This window comes from Brevundimonas fontaquae (assembly GCF_017086445.1).
Taxonomy (GTDB): Bacteria; Pseudomonadota; Alphaproteobacteria; order Caulobacterales; family Caulobacteraceae; genus Brevundimonas; species Brevundimonas fontaquae.
This window is the reverse complement of sequence record NZ_CP070968.1, coordinates 801,851-821,204: the sequence shown is the minus strand read 5'-3', so window position 1 is coordinate 821,204 and position 19,354 is coordinate 801,851. Positions and strand designations below refer to the sequence as shown.

Sequence of the window (19,354 nt, the reverse complement as noted above, 5' to 3'; positions counted from 1 at the left end):
TTCGCGCCTGACGCCTGAGTTCGAGGATTGGGGGATCCGAGAATGACCATGGACGACACGGACAAGGATGCGGCGGAGATCCTGTCGCCCGTCGCGGCGACCTCGCGCATCGCCAGCCTGGACGTCATGCGGGGGCTGGCGGTGCTGGGCATCCTGGCGGTCAACGTCGTCTCCTTCGGCCTGCCGGTCATGGTCTATCAGGATGCGAGCCTGAGCCCGTTTCCAGTCACCGGCGCCAACGCCGTGGCGCGCTGGACAATGGATGTCTTCTTCCACCAGAAGTTCATCACCCTGTTTTCGATGCTGTTCGGGGCCTCGATCTATCTGGTCGGTGGCGAGCGGGACGATGCGGCGCGTGGCAAACTGCTGCGACGCCGCCTCTTCTGGCTGGCCGTCATCGCCCTGATCCACGGCCTGGCCTTCTGGTATGGCGACGTGCTGCTGCTCTACGCCTGGTCGGGCCTGTTCGTGATGCTGATGCGGTCCATGCGGGCCGGGACATTGATCGGGATCGGCCTGGGGGTGACCCTGTTGCTGGGCGCGATGCAGGCGGGCGCGACCTGGCTGATGGTCGCCGGGCCGCCGGCGATCACCGATGCGATGAACCAGGGCGGGCCGCATTACACCGCCGCCATGGTGACGGAGTCGATCGCCGCCTATCGGAGCGGCTGGGCCGGGGCGATGGGCCAGAACATTCAGAACTGGCTGCTGCTGCAGGGCGCCAGCCTGACGATGTTCGTCTTCTCGACCGTGGCCCTGATGATGCTGGGACTGGGTCTGTTCAAGGCCGGCGTGTTCAGCGGCCGGGCGCCCAACCGGGTCTATGTCGCCTTGATCGGTGTCGGCGGAGCCGTGCTGGCCCTGCTGGGCGTGCTGGAATGGCGCGAGGCCATCGCCCCGGCCGGAACCCACCCGACGCGCGGCCTGGCGGAGGTCGTCGCCTCCTTCCCCGTCTTCGTCACCCTGGCCTATGTCAGCCTGATCGTGCTGGCGACGACCCGGAGGCTGGCGTGGATCACGGCGGCGCTGCGGCCGGTAGGTCAGATGGCCTTCACCAACTATCTGACCCAGACCCTGATCATGACCTCGGTCTTCTACATGCCGTGGGGGCCGCGCCTGTTCGGACGGGCCGACTATGTGCAGATGTGGGGCCTGGTCGTGGCGGTCTGGGCGCTGCAACTGATCTGGTCGCCACTGTGGTTGTCGCGGTTCAGCATGGGGCCGCTGGAGTGGGTTTGGCGCTGTCTGACCTACGGCCGTCGCATGCCGATTTCAAAAGGCGGCTGACGACGCTTTTATCGCAGGCGCGAAGCGATTAACTGAGGGCCATGGCCGCCCCGGATACTCCCGCCGAAACCTTCAAGCGCGCGCTGGGTCATGCCGCGCGGGCGCTGGCGGAGCAGCCCGAGTTGGAGGTGGTGTTCGGGTCCGACGGGCCCAAGCTGTCGAACGGCGTCCTGACCCTGCCCCATCCGCCGCGCGATCCGTCCGGGCCCGAGAGCGCGTCCTTGCGCGGCCAGGCCGACCGGCTGGCGCTGCGTCTGGCCAATCACGATGCGGCGGTGAACAGCCGGATGCGGCCGGCGGACGCCAAGGCGGCTGAGGTGTTCGATGCGGTCGAACAGGCGCGCGTTGAGGCCTTCGGTTCTGAACATCTTGCCGGAGTGCGCGACAACCTGGGCGCCGCCCTGATCACGCGACTGGAAAAGACCGGCGCCCTGCGCATCAGCGACGCCGACCGCGTGCCCGTGTCCGAGGCCGTGGCCCTGCTTGTCCGCGAGCGGCTGACCGGGCGCCCCGCCCCCGACGGCACCCGGGCCATGCTGGATCTGGTGCGCGCCAACATCGAGGCCAAGGCCGGCGCCAAGCTGGACGCCCTGGCCGGCACGGCGGGCGATCAGGAAGGTTTTGCGCTGAAGATGCGCGAGGTGCTGCGCGCGCTGGACCTCGACCCCGGCGACGGGCGCGGCGAGGATACGTCCGAAGATCCCGGCGACGAGGAACCCGATCCCCAAGACCCCGCGGCTGACGATGATCAGGACGAGGAGGAAGAGCAGGACGGCGGAGAAGGCTCCCAGTCGATGGAGGGGGACGCCGACGATCAATCTTCCGAGCAAGAGCGTGAAAGCCGCCCCGAAGGCGCGCCCGCCGACCCCGACGGAGAAGGCGCCGACGATGGCCCGGAACTTCAGGAAGGCCAGCAGCCGAACCGTCAGCAGACGGCCGACGACGGCCGCGCGGTCGATTTCTACCGCGTCTTCACCACCGCCTTCGACGAGGTGGTGGACGCCGCCGACCTGTGCGACCCGGTCGAACTGGACCGGCTGCGCTCCCTGCTGGATGGCCAGCTGGCGATCCTGTCCAGCGTCGTGTCGCGCCTGGCCAACAAGCTGCAACGGCGCCTGCTGGCCCAGCAGAACCGCTCCTGGGTCTTCGATCTGGAAGAGGGGATGCTGGATACTGCGCGCCTGACCCGGATCGTCACCGACCCGACCGCACCCCTGTCCTTCAAAGCCGAGAGCGAAAGCCCGTTCCGCGATACGGTCGTGACCCTGTTGCTCGACAACTCCGGCTCGATGCGCGGACGGCCGATCATGGTGGCGGCGGTCTGCGCCGACATCCTGGCGCGAACGCTGGAACGCTGTGGCGTGAAGGTCGAGATCCTGGGCTTCACTACCCGCGCCTGGAAGGGCGGACAAAGCCGCGAGGCCTGGATCACCGCCGGAAAACCGCAAAATCCCGGCCGCCTGAACGACTTGCGTCACATCATCTACAAGGCCGCCGACGCGCCTTGGCGCCGGGCCAAGAAGAATCTGGGCCTGATGATGCGCGAAGGTCTGCTGAAGGAGAATATCGACGGCGAGGCCCTGCAATGGGCGCACGGCCGCCTGCTGGCCCGCACCGAGCAGCGCCGCATCCTGATGGTCATTTCCGACGGTTCGCCGGTCGACGACTCCACCCAGTCGGCGAATGCGGCCCTCTACCTGGACAAGCACCTGCGACAGGTGATCGCAGAGATCGAGGATCGCTCGCCGGTCGAACTGCTGGCGATCGGCATCGGCCATGACGTGACCCGCTGGTATCGCAAGGCCCTGACCATCGTCGATGTGGAACAGCTGGCGGGGGCCATGACTGAGAAGCTGGCCGAACTGTTCGAGAACGAGGGCGCGGCCGGTCCCACCCGTCGCACCAAGCGAAAGCTGGCGGCATGAGCCGTTTCAGCCGGCTGGCCAGTGTCTGGATCGCCCTGTCGCTGTCGGCCTGCGCCGCCTCGCTGGGCGCGCCGCGTCCCTATCCGTTGTCATCGGACGGCTGGACGCCCCAGGTCGCGGAACTGCGAAGCGTTAGCCTGGGCCTGCCCGGCGGCGCGCAGTTGGCCGACGGCGTGACGTTCGCCGGCGGCTTGCAGATCAGCGCCGCGCCGACCTCGCCGCTGCATAGCCTGTCGGACCTGAAGCTGACCGGCGACGGCGGCTTCGTCACGGTATCGGACACCGGTGATCTGGTGCGCGGCGACATTCGCCTGGACGCCCGGGGGCGGCTGGTCGGCCTGGATCATTTCCGTTCGCGCCGGCTGACGCTTCAGGACGGCGCGGCGATTTCCGACAAGTCGGACGGCGACGCCGAGGGCCTGGCCATCACGCCCTCCGGCGATCTGCTGGTCAGTTTCGAGCGGCGTCACCGAATCTGGAACTACGGCCCATTGTCGGCGCTGCGGACGCGGCCAACGCCAGTGCGGTCGCCCGACTTCGCCTTCACCGAGAACGATGGGATGGAGGGTCTGGCGACGTCGCCCGGCGGCTGGCGCGTCTCTGGCGAGGCCGGCGGCGTCTGGGATTGCGCGGCGGCGAGATGCACGGTCGTGAGCGCACCGCCTGCAACCCCCATCCCCGACAGCGAATACCGTATCACCGGCCTGGATCGTGATCCGTCCTGCGCCGGATGGTTCGTGGTCCAGCGCCTGTACCGGGCGCCCATCGACATGCGCGCGCGCGTGCGCCGCATGGCCCCCGACGGAACGCTGGGGCCGGTGCTGATCGAGCTGAAACTGCCCGGCACGACCGACAATTTCGAGGGTATCGCCGCAGAGATGCGAAACGGCAGGACCCGCCTCTACATCCTGTCCGACGACAACTTCAATCCGGCCCAGCGCACCCTGATGCTGGCTTTCGACCTGCGCTAGGCGTCAGGCCGCGCCGGCCCACTGCGTCGGTTGCGAGGTCGATTCATCGGCTTGCAGGGCGCGCACGAAATCATCGCGCCAGATGCCGACATCGGTCGCGCGAACCACATCCATCAAGGCCTCCCATTTCCGGATACGCTCGGCCAGCGGCATGGTCAGCGCCTTCTGGATGGCGTCGGACAGCTCTTCGCGACTGTAGGGGTTGACCAGCAGCGCCTCGCCCATCTGTTCGGCCGCGCCGGCGAAGCGCGACAGGATCAGCACACCCGGATCATCCGGGTTCTGGGCGCAGACATATTCCTTGGCCACCAGATTCATGCCGTCGCGCAACGGGGTCACCAGCCCCACCCGCGCCGCGCGGTAGATGCCCGCCAGCTGATCCCGGCGATAGGTGCGGTTCAGATACCGGATCGGCTGCCAATCCATGTCGGCGAAGGCGCCGTTGATCCGTCCGGCCAGGGCGTCCAGCCGCGAACGAATATCCTGATAGCTGTCCACGTCGTCGCGCGAGATCGGTGTGACCTGCAACAGGAAGACCTCGCCCCGCATCGAGGCGTTGTCGTGCAGAAACTGTTCGTAACCCAGCAGCCGCTCCTCCAGCCCTTTGGAATAGTCCAGCCGGTCCACCCCCACGATCATCGAGCGGAAGGCTGACGACGCCGCCATTCGATCATAGGTGCGCGCCCCAAGCGCCGAATTTCGCGCCGCCAGGAAACCGTCGACATCGATGCCGATGGGGAAGACGCCGGTCTGGACCTTGCGACCGAAACACTCCAGCCCGCCGGTCCCGTCCAACTCGCCTTGGGCCTCGGACACCACATAGTCGGTGAACAGATCGCTCCATTCCTGGGTATGGAAACCGATCAGGTCGAAGTCGAACATCGATTCCACCAGCCGCCGGTGATGCGGCAGGGTCACCAGCAACTGCCGCGCCGGCCAGGGCGTGTGCAGGAAGAAGCCGATCCGGTTGCGCACGCCCAAGCGGCGGAGATCCCGCGCCATCGGGATCATGTGATAGTCGTGGATCCAGATCATGTCGTCGGGCTGGATCAACGGCGCCAGCGCCTCGGCGAAGCGCCGGTTCACCCGCTCATAGCCCTCGCCGTAGGAGCGCTCATATTGGGCCAGGTCGATGCGGTGATGGAACAGCGGCCACAGCGTCTTATTGGCGTAGCCGTTGTAGTATTCGTCGACGTCCTGCCCCTCCAGATCGACAAGCCCTACGGTGACGCCAGCCCGGTCCTCGATCTTCACCTCGCCGGTGTAGTGATCCACCCGTTCGCCCGACCAACCGAACCACAGGCCGTCGTATTTTCTGAGGGCGGCGGACAGGGCCATCGCCAAACCGCCGGCGGACCCGGCGGCGGGGTCGGTCGGGGCCGAAACCCGGTTCGAAACAACGATCAGGCGGCTCATAACTTCACTTTACACAGCGACCCCAGCCCCGGGGTCCAGACATTAACGCACATCGGTCCACGAACGGCTCAACAGCACGGCGCAATTGATGATGCCGACCAGGGAATAGGTCTGCGGATAGTTGCCCCACAGCTCGCCATCGTCGATCGAGATGTCCTCGCTCAACAGCCCTGCGGCCGTCCGCCGGCTCAGCATCTCCTGGAAGATGGTGCGGGCTTCCTCGATGCGGCCGTTCTGGTGCAGGGCCTCGATGAACCAGAAGGTGCAGAAGTTGAAGGCGGTCTCCGGCTCGCCGAAGTCGTCCGGCTCCACATAGCGGAACAGGTGGCTGCCCTTCTTCAGATCGCGCTCGATGGCGTCGAAGGTGGCGACCTGACGCGGATCGTGCGCCTCTAGGAAGCCCAGATCGGTCATCTGCAGCAGGGAGGCGTCCAGCTCGCGGCCGCCGAAGCTGGCGGCGAATCGACCCTCGTCGGGCAGATAGGCCTCCGCCTCAATCCGCTGACGGATGATCTGCGCGCGCTCACGCCAAAAGGCGGCCCGATCCGGCAGGTTCAGATGTTCCGCCGCCTTGGCCAGACGATCGCAGGCGGCCCAGCACATGACGGATGAATAGGTGTGGACCCGCGCAATGGTGCGAAACTCCCACAGGCCCGCGTCGGTCTGATCGTGCATGGCGAAGGCTCGCTCGCCGATCGCCTCCAGCGCGTGGAAATCCTCCAGCGTGCCGGGACGCAGCAGCCGTGCGTCATAGAAGGCCTGAACCAGAGGCAGCACGATCTGTCCGTAGACGTCGTGTTGCAGATGTTCGTGCGCCTGATTGCCGATCCGCACCGGCTTCATGCCGCGGTAGCCCTCGACGCTGTCGATGATGCTCTCGCCGATTCCGGGCTCAAGACCCACGCCATAGACCGGCTGAACATGGCCGCCGGCGGAATCGTCGACCAGATTCCTCAGATAGACGAGGTAGTTCTCGAGGATGTCGACCGCACCCAACCGGTTCAGCGCCCGCACCGTGTAATAGGCATCGCGGATCCAGCAGTAGCGATAGTCCCAGTTGCGCCCGCTCTCCTTGAACTCGGGCACCGACGTCGTCATGGCGGCGACGATGGCGCCGGTCTCTTCATAGGCGCACAGCTTCAGCGTGATCGCCGCGCGGATCACAGCTTCCTGATAGTCGAGCGGCAGATAGAGTTTGCGCACCCAGTCCTGCCAATAGGCGACCGTGCGATCGAGTGCGCCATGAACGCCGTGGCCGACATCCTGGTCATAGCCCTCGTCCGGGCCCAGGAAGAAGGCGTGCGACCGCTCCAGCCGGAACACGCGCTCCTCCAGCACATGCGACACAGGACAATCGGTCGTCAGGCGGAAGGTGACGTCGGCGCACATATAGCGGATGTGGTTAGATCCGGAGGTGTGCGGCGCCGGGCGCGCGCCCCAGTCTGTCGAGGGCCGCAACCGCACACGGATGCGCGGCGTCCCCGACAGCGGCCGCACGATGCGCGCAAAGGCCAGCGGCCGATAGGTGCGCGAGTGCTTCGGATGACGCGGGGCGAAATCGATGATCTCGGCTGACGATCCGTCATCGGCCGTCATCACCGTGCGTAGAACCGGCGTGTTGCGGACATAGGCCTGATCGATCGACTTTACGTCCTCCATCTCGATGGCCCAGAAGCCATGCTCGGGCTCCAAGCCGTCCATCAGGGCGGAGAAGACCGGGTCGCCGTCCACCCGCGGCGCGCAGGCCCAGACGAAACGCCCCTGACGGTCGATCAGGGCGCTGACGCCGCAGTTGCCGATGGGAAACAGATCCAGATTGGGCTTCATCGGTTCAGGCCTTCGCTACGGCTTCAAGCCAGGTGAGCACAGCATCCACATCGTCCAGACGGTAACGCGCCGCCGTTTCGCGCTCGGGGCCGACCAGCACGCCGTATCCGCCCAGCGCCGCCGCAGCCTCGAACCCATACTCGTCGGTCAGATCGTCGCCCAACATGACTGGGACCGCGCCCTTGAACGGCGCCTCTTGCATGAAGGCCGTGACGGCCGTGCCCTTGTCGGCGCCGGGCGTCTTCAGCTCCAGCACCATATGGCCCGGCTGTAGGGTCAGCCCGGTCTCGGCCTGAAGCTCGGCCGCCAGTCCCTTGGCCGCGCCGGCTTCGTCCGGCGCCTGACGATAGTGCAGACCGACGGAGACGCCTTTGTCCTCGACGATCACGCCGGGGCGATCGGCGGCGAATTCCTCGAATGCATCCAGCGCCTGGGCGACGCCGGCGTCGGGCGTCTTGCGTTCAATGGAGCCGTCCTTCAGACGCCGCTCCAGGCCATGTACGCCCGAGCCCGAGATAAGGGCGTGATCGGAAATGCGGTCGATCTCGGCGATAGTGCGGCCGCTGACGATGGCGACGCGGCCCGCAAGTCGCACCTCTACCGCTTTCAGCGCCGCCGTACGACGCGCAGTCGGCACGACGGCGTCGGGCGTCGGGGCCATCGGCGCCAGCACGCCGTCCATGTCCAGGAACAGGGCGATCCCGTCGGCGACGACGGGCGGTGTCGGGAGCAATAGCGAGGCGGCTCCGGCATGAGACGGCATTGACGATCAAACTCTTTGTTTTAGTTCCCCGGTCGGCGTAACGCGCCAGAGCGGCAAAGGTTGACCAGAAACCGACAAAGTCGTCTGAAAGGGAGGCGGCGCGCGAAACGCACTCACGGCGGATCGCGCTCGTCAAAGAAGGAGAGCCCGGCTGCGGGCCAGGAAACAATGACCGAGATCGCTCACTCGACCCCCGACGACATCGCCGTGATGACCGACCGCGCCCGTGAGGTCGTGCGCCTGAACATCGAAGCGCTGGAGGCGCTGGAACGCTCGATCGATGTGTCGATGGCCCGCGCGGTCGATGTGATCATGAGCCGACCGGGCTATGTGGTGGTCACCGGCATGGGCAAGTCGGGCCATATCGGCGGAAAGATCGCCGCCACCCTGGCCTCGACCGGCACCAACGCCTTCTTCGTTCACCCCGCCGAAATGAGCCACGGCGACCTGGGGATGCTGCGTCCCGACGTGACGGTGCTGGCCATCTCCAACTCGGGCGAGAGCCGCGAACTACGCGATCCGCTGATCTATTGCCAACGCAACGGCATTCCCGTGATCGCCATCACCCAGCGCCCGGCCAGCTTCCTCGGCCGCAACGCAGCGGTCTGCCTGACCATGCCGAAGGTCGCCGAGGCCTGCCCCAACGGCTTGGCGCCCACCACTTCGACCCTGATGACCCTGGCTCTTGGCGATGCCTTGGCCATGGTGCTGATGGATCGCCGCGAATTCACGGCCATGGACTTCGGCCTGCACCACCCCGGCGGCGCCCTCGGCATGAGCCTGCAAAGCGTGCGCGAATGGATGGGCGACAATGCCGCCGTCCCGGCCAGCGTCCCGTTGAACGCCAGCTTCGGCGACGTGGTCTCGGCGATCACCGAAGGCCGAAAGGGGGCGGTGGCCGTCCTGGACGCCGATGGCGCGCTTGCGGGCATCGTCACCGACGGCGACCTGCGCCGGGCCTTCCAACGCGACACCACCCATCTTACGGCGGCCGATATCATGGGCGCCAATCCCATCACCGTCGATCCGGATGCGCGCATGAGCGACGTCGTCGATCTGTTGACCGCCAACAAGATCGCCAATCTGTTCGTGGTCGAGGACGGCAAGCCCACGGCCATCGTCCATATCGCCGAACTGATGCAGGCCGGCTACGTCGCCTAGTATGCGCATTCTCTATGACGCCAGCCGGCTGATGAGCCGGGCCGAACGGTCGGCGCCGACGGGCGTGGACCGGGTGTGTCTGGCCTATGCCGAATGGCTGCTGGCCTCGCCCGATGTCACCACCATCCCGGTGCGGGGACGCAAGAACCGACTCGTGGCCGTCGAGATCGGCTGGTTCCGGCGGTTCGTGGCCGACCTGCGCGCCAAGTGGAACGGCGCCGCCAGCACGGCGGCCGATCTGGCGCACGAGCAGCGGCTGCTCGCCGCCCTGACGGCGGAACGACGGCCGGCCGCCTCAGTGCTGTGCCCGGCGCCCGCGCCCGCGAAGGAGAAGCCCGCCGATAAGACGCGGGTTTTCAAACAGTTCTTCCGTTCGCGCCACGCCGCCCCGCTGCCGGCGGCGGACCTCTATCTGACCGTTGGTCACACGACCCTGCATGAGCCGACGGCGCTGCAAGATTTGAACGCCGCCGGGATCGAGCGCGTCGTCCTGCTACACGATCTGATCCCCGTCACTCATCCTGAGTTCTGCCGACCCGGCGACGGCGACAAACACCATGCGCGGGTCTCAAACACCCTGCGTCTGGCCAGCCGGATCATCGTCAACTCCGCCTACACTGGCGATGAACTCCGCGCCTTCGCCGCGCGCGAGGGCCTGCCCCTGCCGCCGGTCTACGTCGCGCACCTCGGGCTGGAGCCGGCCTTCGTCGCCGGCGACGCGATCGTGGCGCCGCGTCCCTATTTCGTCCATGTCGGCACGATCGAGGCGCGCAAGAATCTGGCTTTGCTGCTGACGCTATGGCGGCGACTGGAAGAACGGATGGGCGACCAGACGCCGTCCCTCGTGCTGGTCGGTCGTTATGGCTGGGAGAATGAGGCTGTGCTCGACCACCTGCAACGCTCACCCAATCTGCAAGGTGTGGTGCACCAGGCCTCCAACCTCTCAGACGCTATGCTGACCAGGCTGATGCGTGGGGCGCGCGCTGTCCTGGCTCCTTCGTCGGTCGAAGGCTTCGACCTTCCCGCCGTAGAGGCCTGCGCCATGGGCCTGTCGCTGATCGCCTCCGACATCCCCCCGCACCGCGAACTGACACCCGACGCCGAACTGATCGATCCGCTGGATGGTCTGGGTTGGCTGGCCGCGATCGAGCGTGCGACACAGGCGATCCTGACGTCGCCGACGCCGTATGAAGCGCCGTCCTGGCCCCAGCATTTCCGCATCGTCGCCGACGCCATCGGCCTTCAGCCCGTTTCGCCACTGGCGAGCGCGGTCAAAGGCTTGTAATCAATCCGCGAACGAGGGCTATCCAGCTTCATGACGCGCACCATTCTGCCGCTTGCCATTGTCGCCATTCTCGGCGGCTGCTCCACTCTGCCTCGCGACGGGCCCTCAGGCGCCTCGGTCAACGCCGGGGCTACGACCGCCTCGGCACTGGGCAGCTACGCGCTGGTGCCGCTGACATTCGAAGCCACCGAACGCATGAAGCAGATCCCGCCGCAGTTCTTCGGCAGCCTCGCGGCAGGATCGAGCGATCAGCCTGCAGACGTGATCGGCGAAGGCGACACCCTGGCGATCTCGATCTTCGATCCGTCCGGTTCGCTATTCGGTGGAACTCTGGGCGCCGGCTCGGCGTCGGGCCGCAACGCCGCCACCATGTCCGGCGGCAATCAGGCTCTGCCCGGCGCGACGGTCGATCGGTCAGGCTCAGTGACCATTCCGTTCGGCGGGCAGGTTCGTGTTCAGGGCCTGACCTCGACCCAGGCGGCGGCGGCGATCCGGCGCGCCCTGGTTGGCAAGATCGCCAATCCGCAGGTGCTGGTGTCCATCGCCGGAAACGCCTCCAACACGGTCAATGTGCTGGGCGACGTGCGCCAGCCGGGTCGTGCCCCGTTGGGCGTCAACAGCGACCGCATCCTGGACGTGATTGCAGCGGCCGGCGGCTCGGCCCGCTCCACCGACGACCTGACCATCTCGATCCAGCGCGGCGGGCAGACTTACACCGCCCCCCTCTCAGCCGTGACGACCGAGTTTGGCGAGAACGTCCGCCTGCAACGTGGCGACGTGGTCAATGTCCAGTACAAGCCTCGCCGTTTCTCCACCTTTGGTGGTCTGAACGCCGTCGCGCAGGTCGATATGCCGGCCGGGCCGATGACCTTGACCGGCGCCCTCTCCAAGGTCGGCGGTCTGAACACCGCTACGGCCAATGCGCGTCGCGTTCTGATCTTCCGCTTCGAACGCCCCGAGGTGGCCCAGGCGCTGGGCATCAACCAGCCCGCCACGCCGCGCGGCGTGCCGGTCGTCTACGAACTGGACTTCAGCGACGCCGCCAACGTCTTCGCGGCCACCAACATGCAGGTCATGCCCGAGGACGTGATCTATGTGCCCCTGGCCGGCGCCGCCGAGATGCGCAAGTTCTTCGAGGTCGTTCAGAGCCTGACCCGCGTCGTCTATGACGTGTCGGTGACAAGCACGCTGAATCGCTGACGTCATGGCCAGACGGCGGGCGCTGTTTTCGGGACTGTTTTTACGCAAGTTCCCGGCTACGCCCGCCGAGGACACGATCGACCCGTTCGAGCGGCCGACCGAGCTGGACCCCGAAGAACCCGACGCCTTGAGCCTGGCCTTGGCTGAAATCGAAGCCGGGGCGCTGGAGATCTACGCCCAGGCGGGCCTTCCCACCCAGCCGGGCCACTATCGTCGCGATCCCGAAACGGCGGACTGGGTTTTTATCGCCCGCCAGATCGAGCCGTCCGAACGCTTCGCCCTGGCCCTGCGCTATCCGCCCGAACAGGGATGGCGTTTCGCCCGCCTCGAGGATTTGGGCGCGCGGTCGGACCGCGAGGATGTGCAGGCCGCTGCGCGTCTGATGGCCGATGTCGCGACCTTGCGGGCGTCTCGGCGCGTCGCGCTGACCCAGGATCATCTGCTGACCGCCATGGAACTGGGCGCTGCCTGGCGAGCCCTGCGCGATGCGCAGGCTTTTCGCACATCCCGTCTGAACCTGTCCGTCCCAGAGCCCGCACGTCCCAAAGCGCTCAAGGGCGACAAGCCGCCGAAGCCGCGCTAGAGAGCCGGCCTCCCCGAACTGCAGGCTCCTTCTATGTCCGACGCTCCCGAACATCCGCCCGAATTCCAGCCCGTCGGTCGCATCATCGCCATGCCTGCCGACACCAACCCCGAGGGCGACATCTTCGGCGGCTGGCTGCTGGCGCAGATGGACCTCGCGGGCGCGACCCCGGCGTTCGAACTGGCCTGCGGGCGCTGCGCCACCGTGGCGCTGGACGGCATGGTCTTTCACCAGCCCGTCTCGGTCGGCGACGAGGTCAGCATCTACGCCCATGTCATCGGCTCGGGCCGCACCTCCATCCGCGTCCAGGTCGAGGCGTGGAAGCGGGCGCGGGGCCAGCCCCAGGCCGCATCGGTGCGCGTGACCCAGGGCGTCTTCACCTATGTGGCCATCGACGAGCACCGCAAACCCCGCGCTCTGCCCGGCAAGGCGTAGAGCGCGGCAAGAGGCGCAAATCTTGACCTTGCGCCGGGGCGGGCCTACGTCCCGGCCATGGCCATTCGACGCATCCTCACCATCGACAACGCCGCCGACCTGGCGATCCTGAAGCAGGTATCCAAGCCCGTAGCGGCCGTGGACGACGCCGTCCGCGCCCTGATGGATGATATGCTGGAGACGATGTACGACGCGCCGGGCATCGGCCTGGCCGCCGTGCAGATCGGCGCCCTTGACCGCGTGATCGTCATGGACCTGGGCGACAAGGACGGCGTGGTCTGCGAGACCGAGGAAGAAGCGGCCGAGAACGCCGAGGCGCGCAAGAACCCGCGCTTCTTCGCCAACCCGGAAATCCTGTGGACCTCGGACGAGCTCTACACCTACGAGGAAGGCTGCCTGTCGATCCCCGAGTATTTCGACAAGGTGGAACGCCCGGCCCGCGTCCGCATTCGCTATCTGAACCGTGACGGTCAGTCGGTGGAGGAAGAGGCCGAGGGCCTCTACGCCGTCTGCATCCAGCACGAGATGGACCACCTTAACGGCGTGCTCTTCATCGACCATCTGTCGCGTCTCAAGCGGGACCGCGCCGTGACCAAGGTCAAGAAGGCCGCCCGCGACAGGATCGCCGCCTGATGACCAAGATCGTCCGCCCCGAACGTATAGAACGCGCCGCACGTCGTATCGCGCCGTCCATCCCGCGCGGCCGCTCGCTGATCATCGACTCCTCGGGCCGTCGTCGCCTGACGCGCAGCCAGAAGGTCGGCGTCGCCGGCATCGCCACCCTGGCCGGCGTGGCCCTGCTGGGTGTTGTCGCCGGCCTTCTGCTGGACCGTCTGCTCGATTTCGACGACGCCTTGGATGCGGGCGGCGAATGGGACGAGGGCGGCGGCGTCTTCACCCGCTGGCAGTAATTCTCTAAAGGCGTGCCGATGCGCCTTGCCTTCATGGGAACTCCCGACTTCGCCGTGCCGTCCCTGGCCGAGCTGATCGCCTCGGGTCACGAGATCGTCGCCGTCTATTCGCAGCCGCCACGCCCCAAGGGCCGGGGCCAGAAGCTGACGCCGTCGCCCGTCCACGCCTTCGCCGAGACCATGGGCCTGCCCGTCTTCACGCCCGAAAGCCTGAAAGACGCCGAGGCGATCGATACCTTCAGAAGCCTGGATCTTGATGCGGCCTGCGTCGTCGCCTACGGCCAGATTCTGAAGACCGAGGTGCTCGAGGCGCCACGCCTGGGCTGTCTGAACCTGCATGGCTCGCTGCTGCCGCGCTGGCGCGGGGCCGCCCCGATCCAGCGGGCCATCATGGCCGGGGACAAGCAGACCGGCGTCCAGATCATGCAGATGAGCCTGGGTCTGGACGAAGGCCCCATCCTGCTCAGCGAATTGATGGACATTCTGCCCGACGACACGGCCGCCAGCCTGTCCGAACGGATGGCCCATGTCGGCGCGGGCCTGTGGGCCCGCGCGCTGGCCGCCATCGACCGGGGCGGCGTCACGCCGTCAGAACAGGTCGGAGAGCCAACCTACGCCAAGAAGATCACCCCGGCCGAGGCCCGGATCGTCTGGAGCCGCCCCGCCACCGAGGTGGACGCCCACATCCGCGGCCTGTCGCCCTTCCCCGGCGCCTGGTTCGAGGCCCCATCAGAGGCTGGCCCCGTGCGGATCAAGGTGCTGCTGTCGGCCTTGGCGGACGGATCGGGTGCGCCCGGAACCGTGCTGGACGACGCCCTGACGGTGGCCTGCGGCGAGGGCGCCGTGCGTCTGATCCGCGTTCAGCGCGAGGGCAAGGCGGCGCAACCGGCCGAGGAGATGCTGCGCGGCTTCCCCCTGCCGGCCGGGACCGTGCTCGGCTGATGCCGCGCTACAAGCTGACGATCGAATACGATGGTACGGCCTACAACGGCTTCCAGGCCCAAGACGGCCAACCGACGGTTCAGGGCGCGCTGGAGGCGGCGATCCACGCCTTTTCCGGCGAGCGGATCCGCATCGCCGCCGCCGGCCGCACCGACACCGGGGTCCATGCGACGGCCCAGGTCATTCATGCCGATCTGGAACGCGACTGGCCCGTGGATACGGTGCTGAACGCCATGAACGCCCATCTGGTGCGTCAGGACGTCTGCGTCCTGGCGGCTGAATATGCGCCCGACCCCGACTGGCACGCCCGGTTCTCGGCGACTGGCCGAGGCTATCTGTACCGCATCCTGAACCGTCGCCCCCAGCCCGTGCTGGAGCGCGACCGCGTCTGGCACGTCAAGAAGACCCTGGACGCCGAAGCCATGCACCATGCGGCGCAAGTCCTGGTCGGCCACCACGACTTCACCACCTTCCGCGACGTCGGTTGCCAGTCCAAATCGCCGGTCAAATCGCTGGACGTGGCGCGCGTCACTCGGTTCGGCGAGGAGGTGCATCTGGTGTTTCAGGCGCGCAGCTTCCTGCACCGTCAGGTCCGGTCCATGGCCGGCACCCTGGTCGAGGTGGGGCTGGGTCGCTGGAGCGCCCACGACGTCAAGGCCGCGCTGGAGGCGAAGGACCGCGCGCGGTGCGGCCCCGTCGCCCCCTCGGCAGGGCTCTATCTCAGCGGCGTGCGCTACGACTGAACCCGCCGGTCAGCCGCGCTGCTGGACCAGCACCTCGGCGATCTGGACCGCGTTCAGGGCCGCGCCCTTCCTCAGATTGTCGTTGGAGACGAACAGCGCCAGGCCATGCTCGACCGTCGGATCGGGCCGCACGCGCCCGACGAAGACCGGGTCCTGACCCGACGCCTCCAGCGGGTTCGGCACGGCCGTCACCACCACGCCGGGCGCCTGTGCCAGCAGATCCAGCGCCTGAGCCGCCGACAACGGGCGCTCGAACTCGACATTGATCGAAAGCGAATGGCCGGTGAAGACCGGCACCCGCACGCAGGTGCCCGAGACCGGCAGGCCGGGGATTTCCAGGATCTTGCGGCTTTCGTCGCGCAGCTTCAGCTCCTCGTCGGTATAGCCGTCTTCGCCGAGCGTATAGTTCAGGGCCACCACGTTCGCGGCGATCGGCACGACCCACTTCTCGGGCTCGCCGAAGTCCACGGCCCCGCCGTCGCGGGCAAGGGCCGCGCCCTGCCCCACTGTGGCGCGCGACTGGTCCTCCAGCACGCGAATGCCCTCGATCCCGCCGCCCGAGACGGCCTGATAGGTGGAGACCGTCAGACGCTTCAGCCCCGCCGCGTCGTGCAGGGGCTTCAAAACCGGCATCGCAGCCATGGTGGTGCAGTTGGGGTTGGCGATGATCCCCTTGGGCAGGTTGGCCAAAGCGTGCGGGTTCACCTCGGCGACCACCAGCGGCACCTCGGGGTCAGACCGCCAGGCCGAGGAATTGTCGATCACCACGGCGCCGGCCGCGGTCACCTTGGGCGCCAGGGCCTTGGAGGTCTCGCCGCCGGCCGAGAAGAAGACGATGTCCAGACCGGCGTAGTCGGCGCTCGCCGCATCCTCGACCACGATCTCGGTCTCGCCGAAGCGGACCGTCTTGCCCGCCGACCGGGCCGAGGCGAACATGCGCAGCGAAGCAAGCGGGAAGTTCCGCTCGGCCAGCAGCCCGCGCATCATCTCGCCGACGAGGCCGGTTGCGCCGACGATTGCCACGTGGGGCGGCTTGGACGGGGAAAAGGACATGAAGGCGTCTCCTGGAAGGATGGAGGCGCGGGGTTCAACCGGATCGACCGCCCCGCGCATCGGCGGGGCTTGGGATCGGGATTGACGCTAGACCGTGCGCGCACCCGAAACCGCCCCGCCGAAGCCGGTGGTTTTCAGGGTCATCGCTTTGGTCAGGCGCTGCGTCACGGCGACGCTCTCTAAGGGTGAGAAACGGTCGTGTAAACGGCCGATCACGAAAAAATCGACGCAGCAAGCCTGAGAGCTGACTTGCACGCGCAATAAAGCCGTCAATTTTGCTTCCGTCCCGTCATCCTCAGGCTTGACCCGAGGATGACGGAGCCGAACGGTCTCGTCTCAGACCTTGGACAGGATCAGCGTGCCGTTGGTGCCGCCGAAGCCGAAGCTGTTGGACATCACGTGCGTCAGTTCGCCGTCGTGGCGCTGGCGCAGGATCGGCATGCCTTCGAACGCCGGATCGAGATTTTCGATATGGGCGCTTTCGGCGGCGAAGCCGTTCTGCATCATCAGCAGGCAGTAGATGGCTTCCTGGGCGCCGGCCGCGCCGAGCGAGTGGCCGGTCAGCGACTTGGTCGAGGAGATCATCGGCATCTGGTCGCCGAAGACGGCGCGCACGGCGTCCATCTCCTTGGCGTCACCCACGGGCGTCGAGGTGCCGTGCGGGTTCAGATAGTCGATCTTCGGATTGCCGGCCTGTTCCAGCGCGATCTTCATGCAGCGCTGCGCGCCCTCGCCCGAGGGGGCGACCATGTCGTAGCCGTCGGCGTTGGCGCCATAGCCGGTGACTTCGGCATAGATGGTCGCGCCGCGCGCCTTGGCCCGCTCGTATTCTTCCAGCACCACGATGCCCGCGCCGCCGGCAATGACGAAGCCGTCGCGGTTGGCGTCATAGGCGCGGCTGGCGACCGACGGATTGTCGTTAAAGTCCGACGACATGGCGCCCATGGCGTCGAACATGTTGGACATGGACCAGTCGATGTCTTCGCAGCCGCCGGCGAAGACCACGTCCTGCTTGCCCCACTGGATCTGTTCGACACCGGCGCCGATGCAGTGGGCCGACGTCGCGCAGGCCGAGCTGATCGAATAGTTGATGCCGCGCATCTGGAACCAGGTCGAGAGCACCGCCGACGGGCCCGACGCCATCGCCTTGGGCACCGCGAACGGGCCGATGCGCTTGGGCGCGCCCTTTTCGACCGTGGTAGCGGCCGCCTGCAGGATCACCTGAGTCGAAGGGCCGCCCTCGCCGACGATCAGGCCGATCCGGTCATCCTTGATCTCATCCGCCGTCATGCCCGACGACTTCAGAGCCTCTTCGAAGGCGATGTGGCCCCAGGCGGTGCCGTTGGCCAGGAAGCGCGCGGCGCGACGGTCGACCAGTTCTTCCCACGGACCGATCTTGGGCGGCGCCCAGACCTGGCTGCGGAAGCCGTATTTGGCGTGGTCGGGGGCATGAACGACGCCCGAACGGGCTTCGCGCAGGGACTGGGTGACCTCCTCGGCGCCGTGGCCGATGGAAGAGACGATGCCCAGGCCGGTGACGACGACACGACGCATGGTGTTTCCTTCTTGATGCTTCCTGGTCCGAGGACCGTCCGCCTTGTTCGCGGTTATATAGGGGCGTTAACCGCCCGCCGCCTCATCCTTGGCGCCGAACAGGCCGACCCGCATGTCGTTGCAGGTGTAGATGACCTGGCCGTCGGCCTCCAGCACGCCGTCGGCGATGCCCATGACCAGCTTGCGGTTGATGACGCGCTTCAGGTTGATCTTATAGACCACCTTCTTGATGTCCGGGGTGACCTGGCCGGTGAACTTGACCTCGCCGACGCCCAGGGCGCGGCCGCGGCCGGGACCGCCGATCCAGCCCAGATAGAAGCCGACCAGCTGCCACATGGCGTCCAGGCCCAGGCAGCCCGGCATGACGGGGTCGCCGATGAAGTGGCACTGGAAGAACCAGAGGTCGGGATGGATGTCGAGTTCGGCCTCGACATAGCCCTTGCCGTGCTCTCCGCCGTCCGCATTGATCGTGGTGATGCGGTCGAACATCAGCATCGGCGGGGCGGGCAGCTGGGCGTTGCCGGGACCGAACAGCTCGCCGCGGCCCGAGGCCAGCAGGGCCTCATGATCGAAGGACGAAGGATATTGGGACTGGGTCAAGGCGCTTCCGTTTCTTGAGACGTTGCGCGCGGGTTACACGACCGCGCCGCTTCGCTCAACAGCGTGCGGTCAGTTGCGACCCGTGCCCGCGGGGCGATTGGCGTTGCACAGCGCCCGCTCCTGGGTGCCGAACACCGCCCGCTGGGCCACAAAACCCTCCAGTCGTCGCGCCCGGACCTTGCACCAGCCCTCTTCGCATTCGTCCAGCATCACCAGGGCGCGCGGCGACAGACGCGCGCGCACCGACGCCGTCTCGGATCGGCCCGACCGGATCGGCACTTCCTCGGCGGTGGTGTTGAAGACATAGCGCCGGCCCGACGACACCGTGCGGTGGATCCAGGCCACGGCTCCGTCCGGGTCGCAGATTTTGCGCCATTCCGTCGTCTCGGCGATCACCTGAACCGGCAGGCCGGCGGCCCGGTATTCCCACAGGATCGGATAATCCAGGCCCGGCCCCTGGCGCGCGCGGACGTGCGAGGACTTCAGCGAAATCCAGCGCGGCACCTCAAGCCCGGTGGGCGTCGGGCGGCCGTCGGGCATGGTCGCGCCAGCGCTGGCCATCACGCCGAGGCCGAGAATGGCTCCAACGAGGGCGATGCGGCGTCGCAGGCTTTGGAAGATGGCGGCGGCTTTGCTAGACACTGATTGGAACGACCCGTCGCGCGGGCTTTGATCCGTCTGAATCGCCGCCCGCTAAC

20 protein-coding genes are annotated in these 19,354 nt (G+C 67.1%); 12 read left to right on the top strand and 8 right to left on the bottom strand.

The window, feature by feature from the left end; translation table 11 throughout:
• The first annotated feature begins 42 nt into the window (after positions 1-42).
• From JX001_RS03925 to JX001_RS03915, 3 genes are read left to right on the top strand one after another with little or no spacing between them, the layout of a single operon-like run.
• Positions 43-1,287: a DUF418 domain-containing protein gene (locus tag JX001_RS03925; protein WP_205682380.1), complete on the top strand. Its 1,245-nt coding sequence runs from the start codon at positions 43-45 to the stop codon at positions 1,285-1,287.
• Positions 1,288-1,328: 41 nt separating this feature from the next.
• On the top strand, positions 1,329-3,212 hold the full coding sequence (gene cobT, locus JX001_RS03920; protein WP_205682379.1) for a cobaltochelatase subunit CobT: 1,884 nt from the start codon (positions 1,329-1,331) through the stop codon (positions 3,210-3,212).
• Complete coding sequence (locus JX001_RS03915) at positions 3,209-4,183, top strand: esterase-like activity of phytase family protein (RefSeq protein WP_205682378.1); 975 nt, start codon at positions 3,209-3,211, stop codon at positions 4,181-4,183. Before cobT ends, JX001_RS03915 begins: the two co-directional genes overlap by 4 nt.
• Before the next feature lie 3 nt (positions 4,184-4,186).
• On the opposite strand, the gene JX001_RS03910 is transcribed toward JX001_RS03915, so the two are convergent.
• Genes JX001_RS03910 through otsB form a run of 3 tightly spaced genes read right to left on the bottom strand, consistent with a single transcriptional unit; the run spans position 4,187 to position 8,189 of the window.
• A complete protein-coding gene (locus JX001_RS03910; RefSeq protein WP_066628004.1) occupies positions 4,187-5,599 on the bottom strand; it encodes an alpha,alpha-trehalose-phosphate synthase (UDP-forming) in 1,413 nt (470 codons plus the stop codon).
• 42 nt (positions 5,600-5,641) lie between these two features.
• Entirely contained in the window at positions 5,642-7,426 is a 1,785-nt protein-coding gene (locus JX001_RS03905; protein ID WP_205682377.1) for a glycoside hydrolase family 15 protein, read from the bottom strand.
• A gap of 4 nt (positions 7,427-7,430) precedes the next feature.
• A complete protein-coding gene (gene otsB, locus JX001_RS03900) occupies positions 7,431-8,189 on the bottom strand; it encodes a trehalose-phosphatase (protein WP_241004746.1) in 759 nt (252 codons plus the stop codon).
• A gap of 168 nt (positions 8,190-8,357) precedes the next feature.
• Between otsB and JX001_RS03895 the strand changes: the two genes are divergently transcribed.
• From JX001_RS03895 to truA, 9 genes are read left to right on the top strand one after another with little or no spacing between them, the layout of a single operon-like run.
• Entirely contained in the window at positions 8,358-9,350 is a 993-nt protein-coding gene (locus JX001_RS03895; protein WP_039243922.1) for a KpsF/GutQ family sugar-phosphate isomerase, read from the top strand.
• Position 9,351: 1 nt separating this feature from the next.
• On the top strand, positions 9,352-10,635 hold the full coding sequence (locus JX001_RS03890) for a glycosyltransferase family 4 protein (protein WP_205682376.1): 1,284 nt from the start codon (positions 9,352-9,354) through the stop codon (positions 10,633-10,635).
• A 30-nt stretch (positions 10,636-10,665) separates the two neighbouring features.
• The gene (locus tag JX001_RS03885) at positions 10,666-11,835 is read left to right on the top strand and encodes a polysaccharide biosynthesis/export family protein (protein ID WP_205682375.1); all 1,170 of its coding nucleotides are present in this window, start codon (positions 10,666-10,668) and stop codon (positions 11,833-11,835) included.
• Between the two features lie 4 nt (positions 11,836-11,839).
• Positions 11,840-12,418: a hypothetical protein gene (locus tag JX001_RS03880; RefSeq protein WP_205682374.1), complete on the top strand. Its 579-nt coding sequence runs from the start codon at positions 11,840-11,842 to the stop codon at positions 12,416-12,418.
• A gap of 33 nt (positions 12,419-12,451) precedes the next feature.
• A complete protein-coding gene (locus JX001_RS03875; protein WP_205682373.1) occupies positions 12,452-12,853 on the top strand; it encodes an acyl-CoA thioesterase in 402 nt (133 codons plus the stop codon).
• 57 nt (positions 12,854-12,910) lie between these two features.
• On the top strand, positions 12,911-13,486 hold the full coding sequence (gene def / locus JX001_RS03870) for a peptide deformylase (RefSeq protein WP_039243916.1): 576 nt from the start codon (positions 12,911-12,913) through the stop codon (positions 13,484-13,486).
• Positions 13,486-13,764, top strand: coding sequence for a hypothetical protein (locus JX001_RS03865; RefSeq protein WP_241004745.1), 279 nt, complete (start codon positions 13,486-13,488; stop codon positions 13,762-13,764). The genes def and JX001_RS03865 overlap by 1 nt, the downstream gene beginning before the upstream one ends.
• 18 nt (positions 13,765-13,782) lie before the next feature.
• Complete coding sequence (fmt, locus tag JX001_RS03860; protein WP_205682372.1) at positions 13,783-14,706, top strand: methionyl-tRNA formyltransferase; 924 nt, start codon at positions 13,783-13,785, stop codon at positions 14,704-14,706.
• Positions 14,706-15,449: a tRNA pseudouridine(38-40) synthase TruA gene (gene truA, locus JX001_RS03855; RefSeq protein WP_205682371.1), complete on the top strand. Its 744-nt coding sequence runs from the start codon at positions 14,706-14,708 to the stop codon at positions 15,447-15,449. Before fmt ends, truA begins: the two co-directional genes overlap by 1 nt.
• A gap of 9 nt (positions 15,450-15,458) precedes the next feature.
• On the opposite strand, the gene JX001_RS03850 is transcribed toward truA, so the two are convergent.
• The 5 genes from JX001_RS03850 to JX001_RS03830 form a co-directional block, all read right to left on the bottom strand.
• On the bottom strand, positions 15,459-16,502 hold the full coding sequence (locus JX001_RS03850) for an aspartate-semialdehyde dehydrogenase (protein ID WP_205682370.1): 1,044 nt from the start codon (positions 16,500-16,502) through the stop codon (positions 15,459-15,461).
• A gap of 87 nt (positions 16,503-16,589) precedes the next feature.
• Positions 16,590-16,775 (bottom strand): hypothetical protein, encoded by a 186-nt coding sequence (locus JX001_RS03845; protein WP_205682369.1) that lies wholly within the window; start codon positions 16,773-16,775, stop codon positions 16,590-16,592.
• A 63-nt stretch (positions 16,776-16,838) separates the two neighbouring features.
• Positions 16,839-18,056, bottom strand: coding sequence for a beta-ketoacyl-ACP synthase I (gene fabB / locus JX001_RS03840; protein WP_205682368.1), 1,218 nt, complete (start codon positions 18,054-18,056; stop codon positions 16,839-16,841).
• 66 nt (positions 18,057-18,122) lie between these two features.
• Complete coding sequence (gene fabA / locus JX001_RS03835) at positions 18,123-18,656, bottom strand: 3-hydroxyacyl-[acyl-carrier-protein] dehydratase FabA (RefSeq protein ID WP_055754351.1); 534 nt, start codon at positions 18,654-18,656, stop codon at positions 18,123-18,125.
• A 69-nt stretch (positions 18,657-18,725) separates the two neighbouring features.
• Positions 18,726-19,298, bottom strand: coding sequence for an SH3 domain-containing protein (locus JX001_RS03830; protein WP_231868706.1), 573 nt, complete (start codon positions 19,296-19,298; stop codon positions 18,726-18,728).
• Positions 19,299-19,354: the final 56 nt, after the last annotated feature.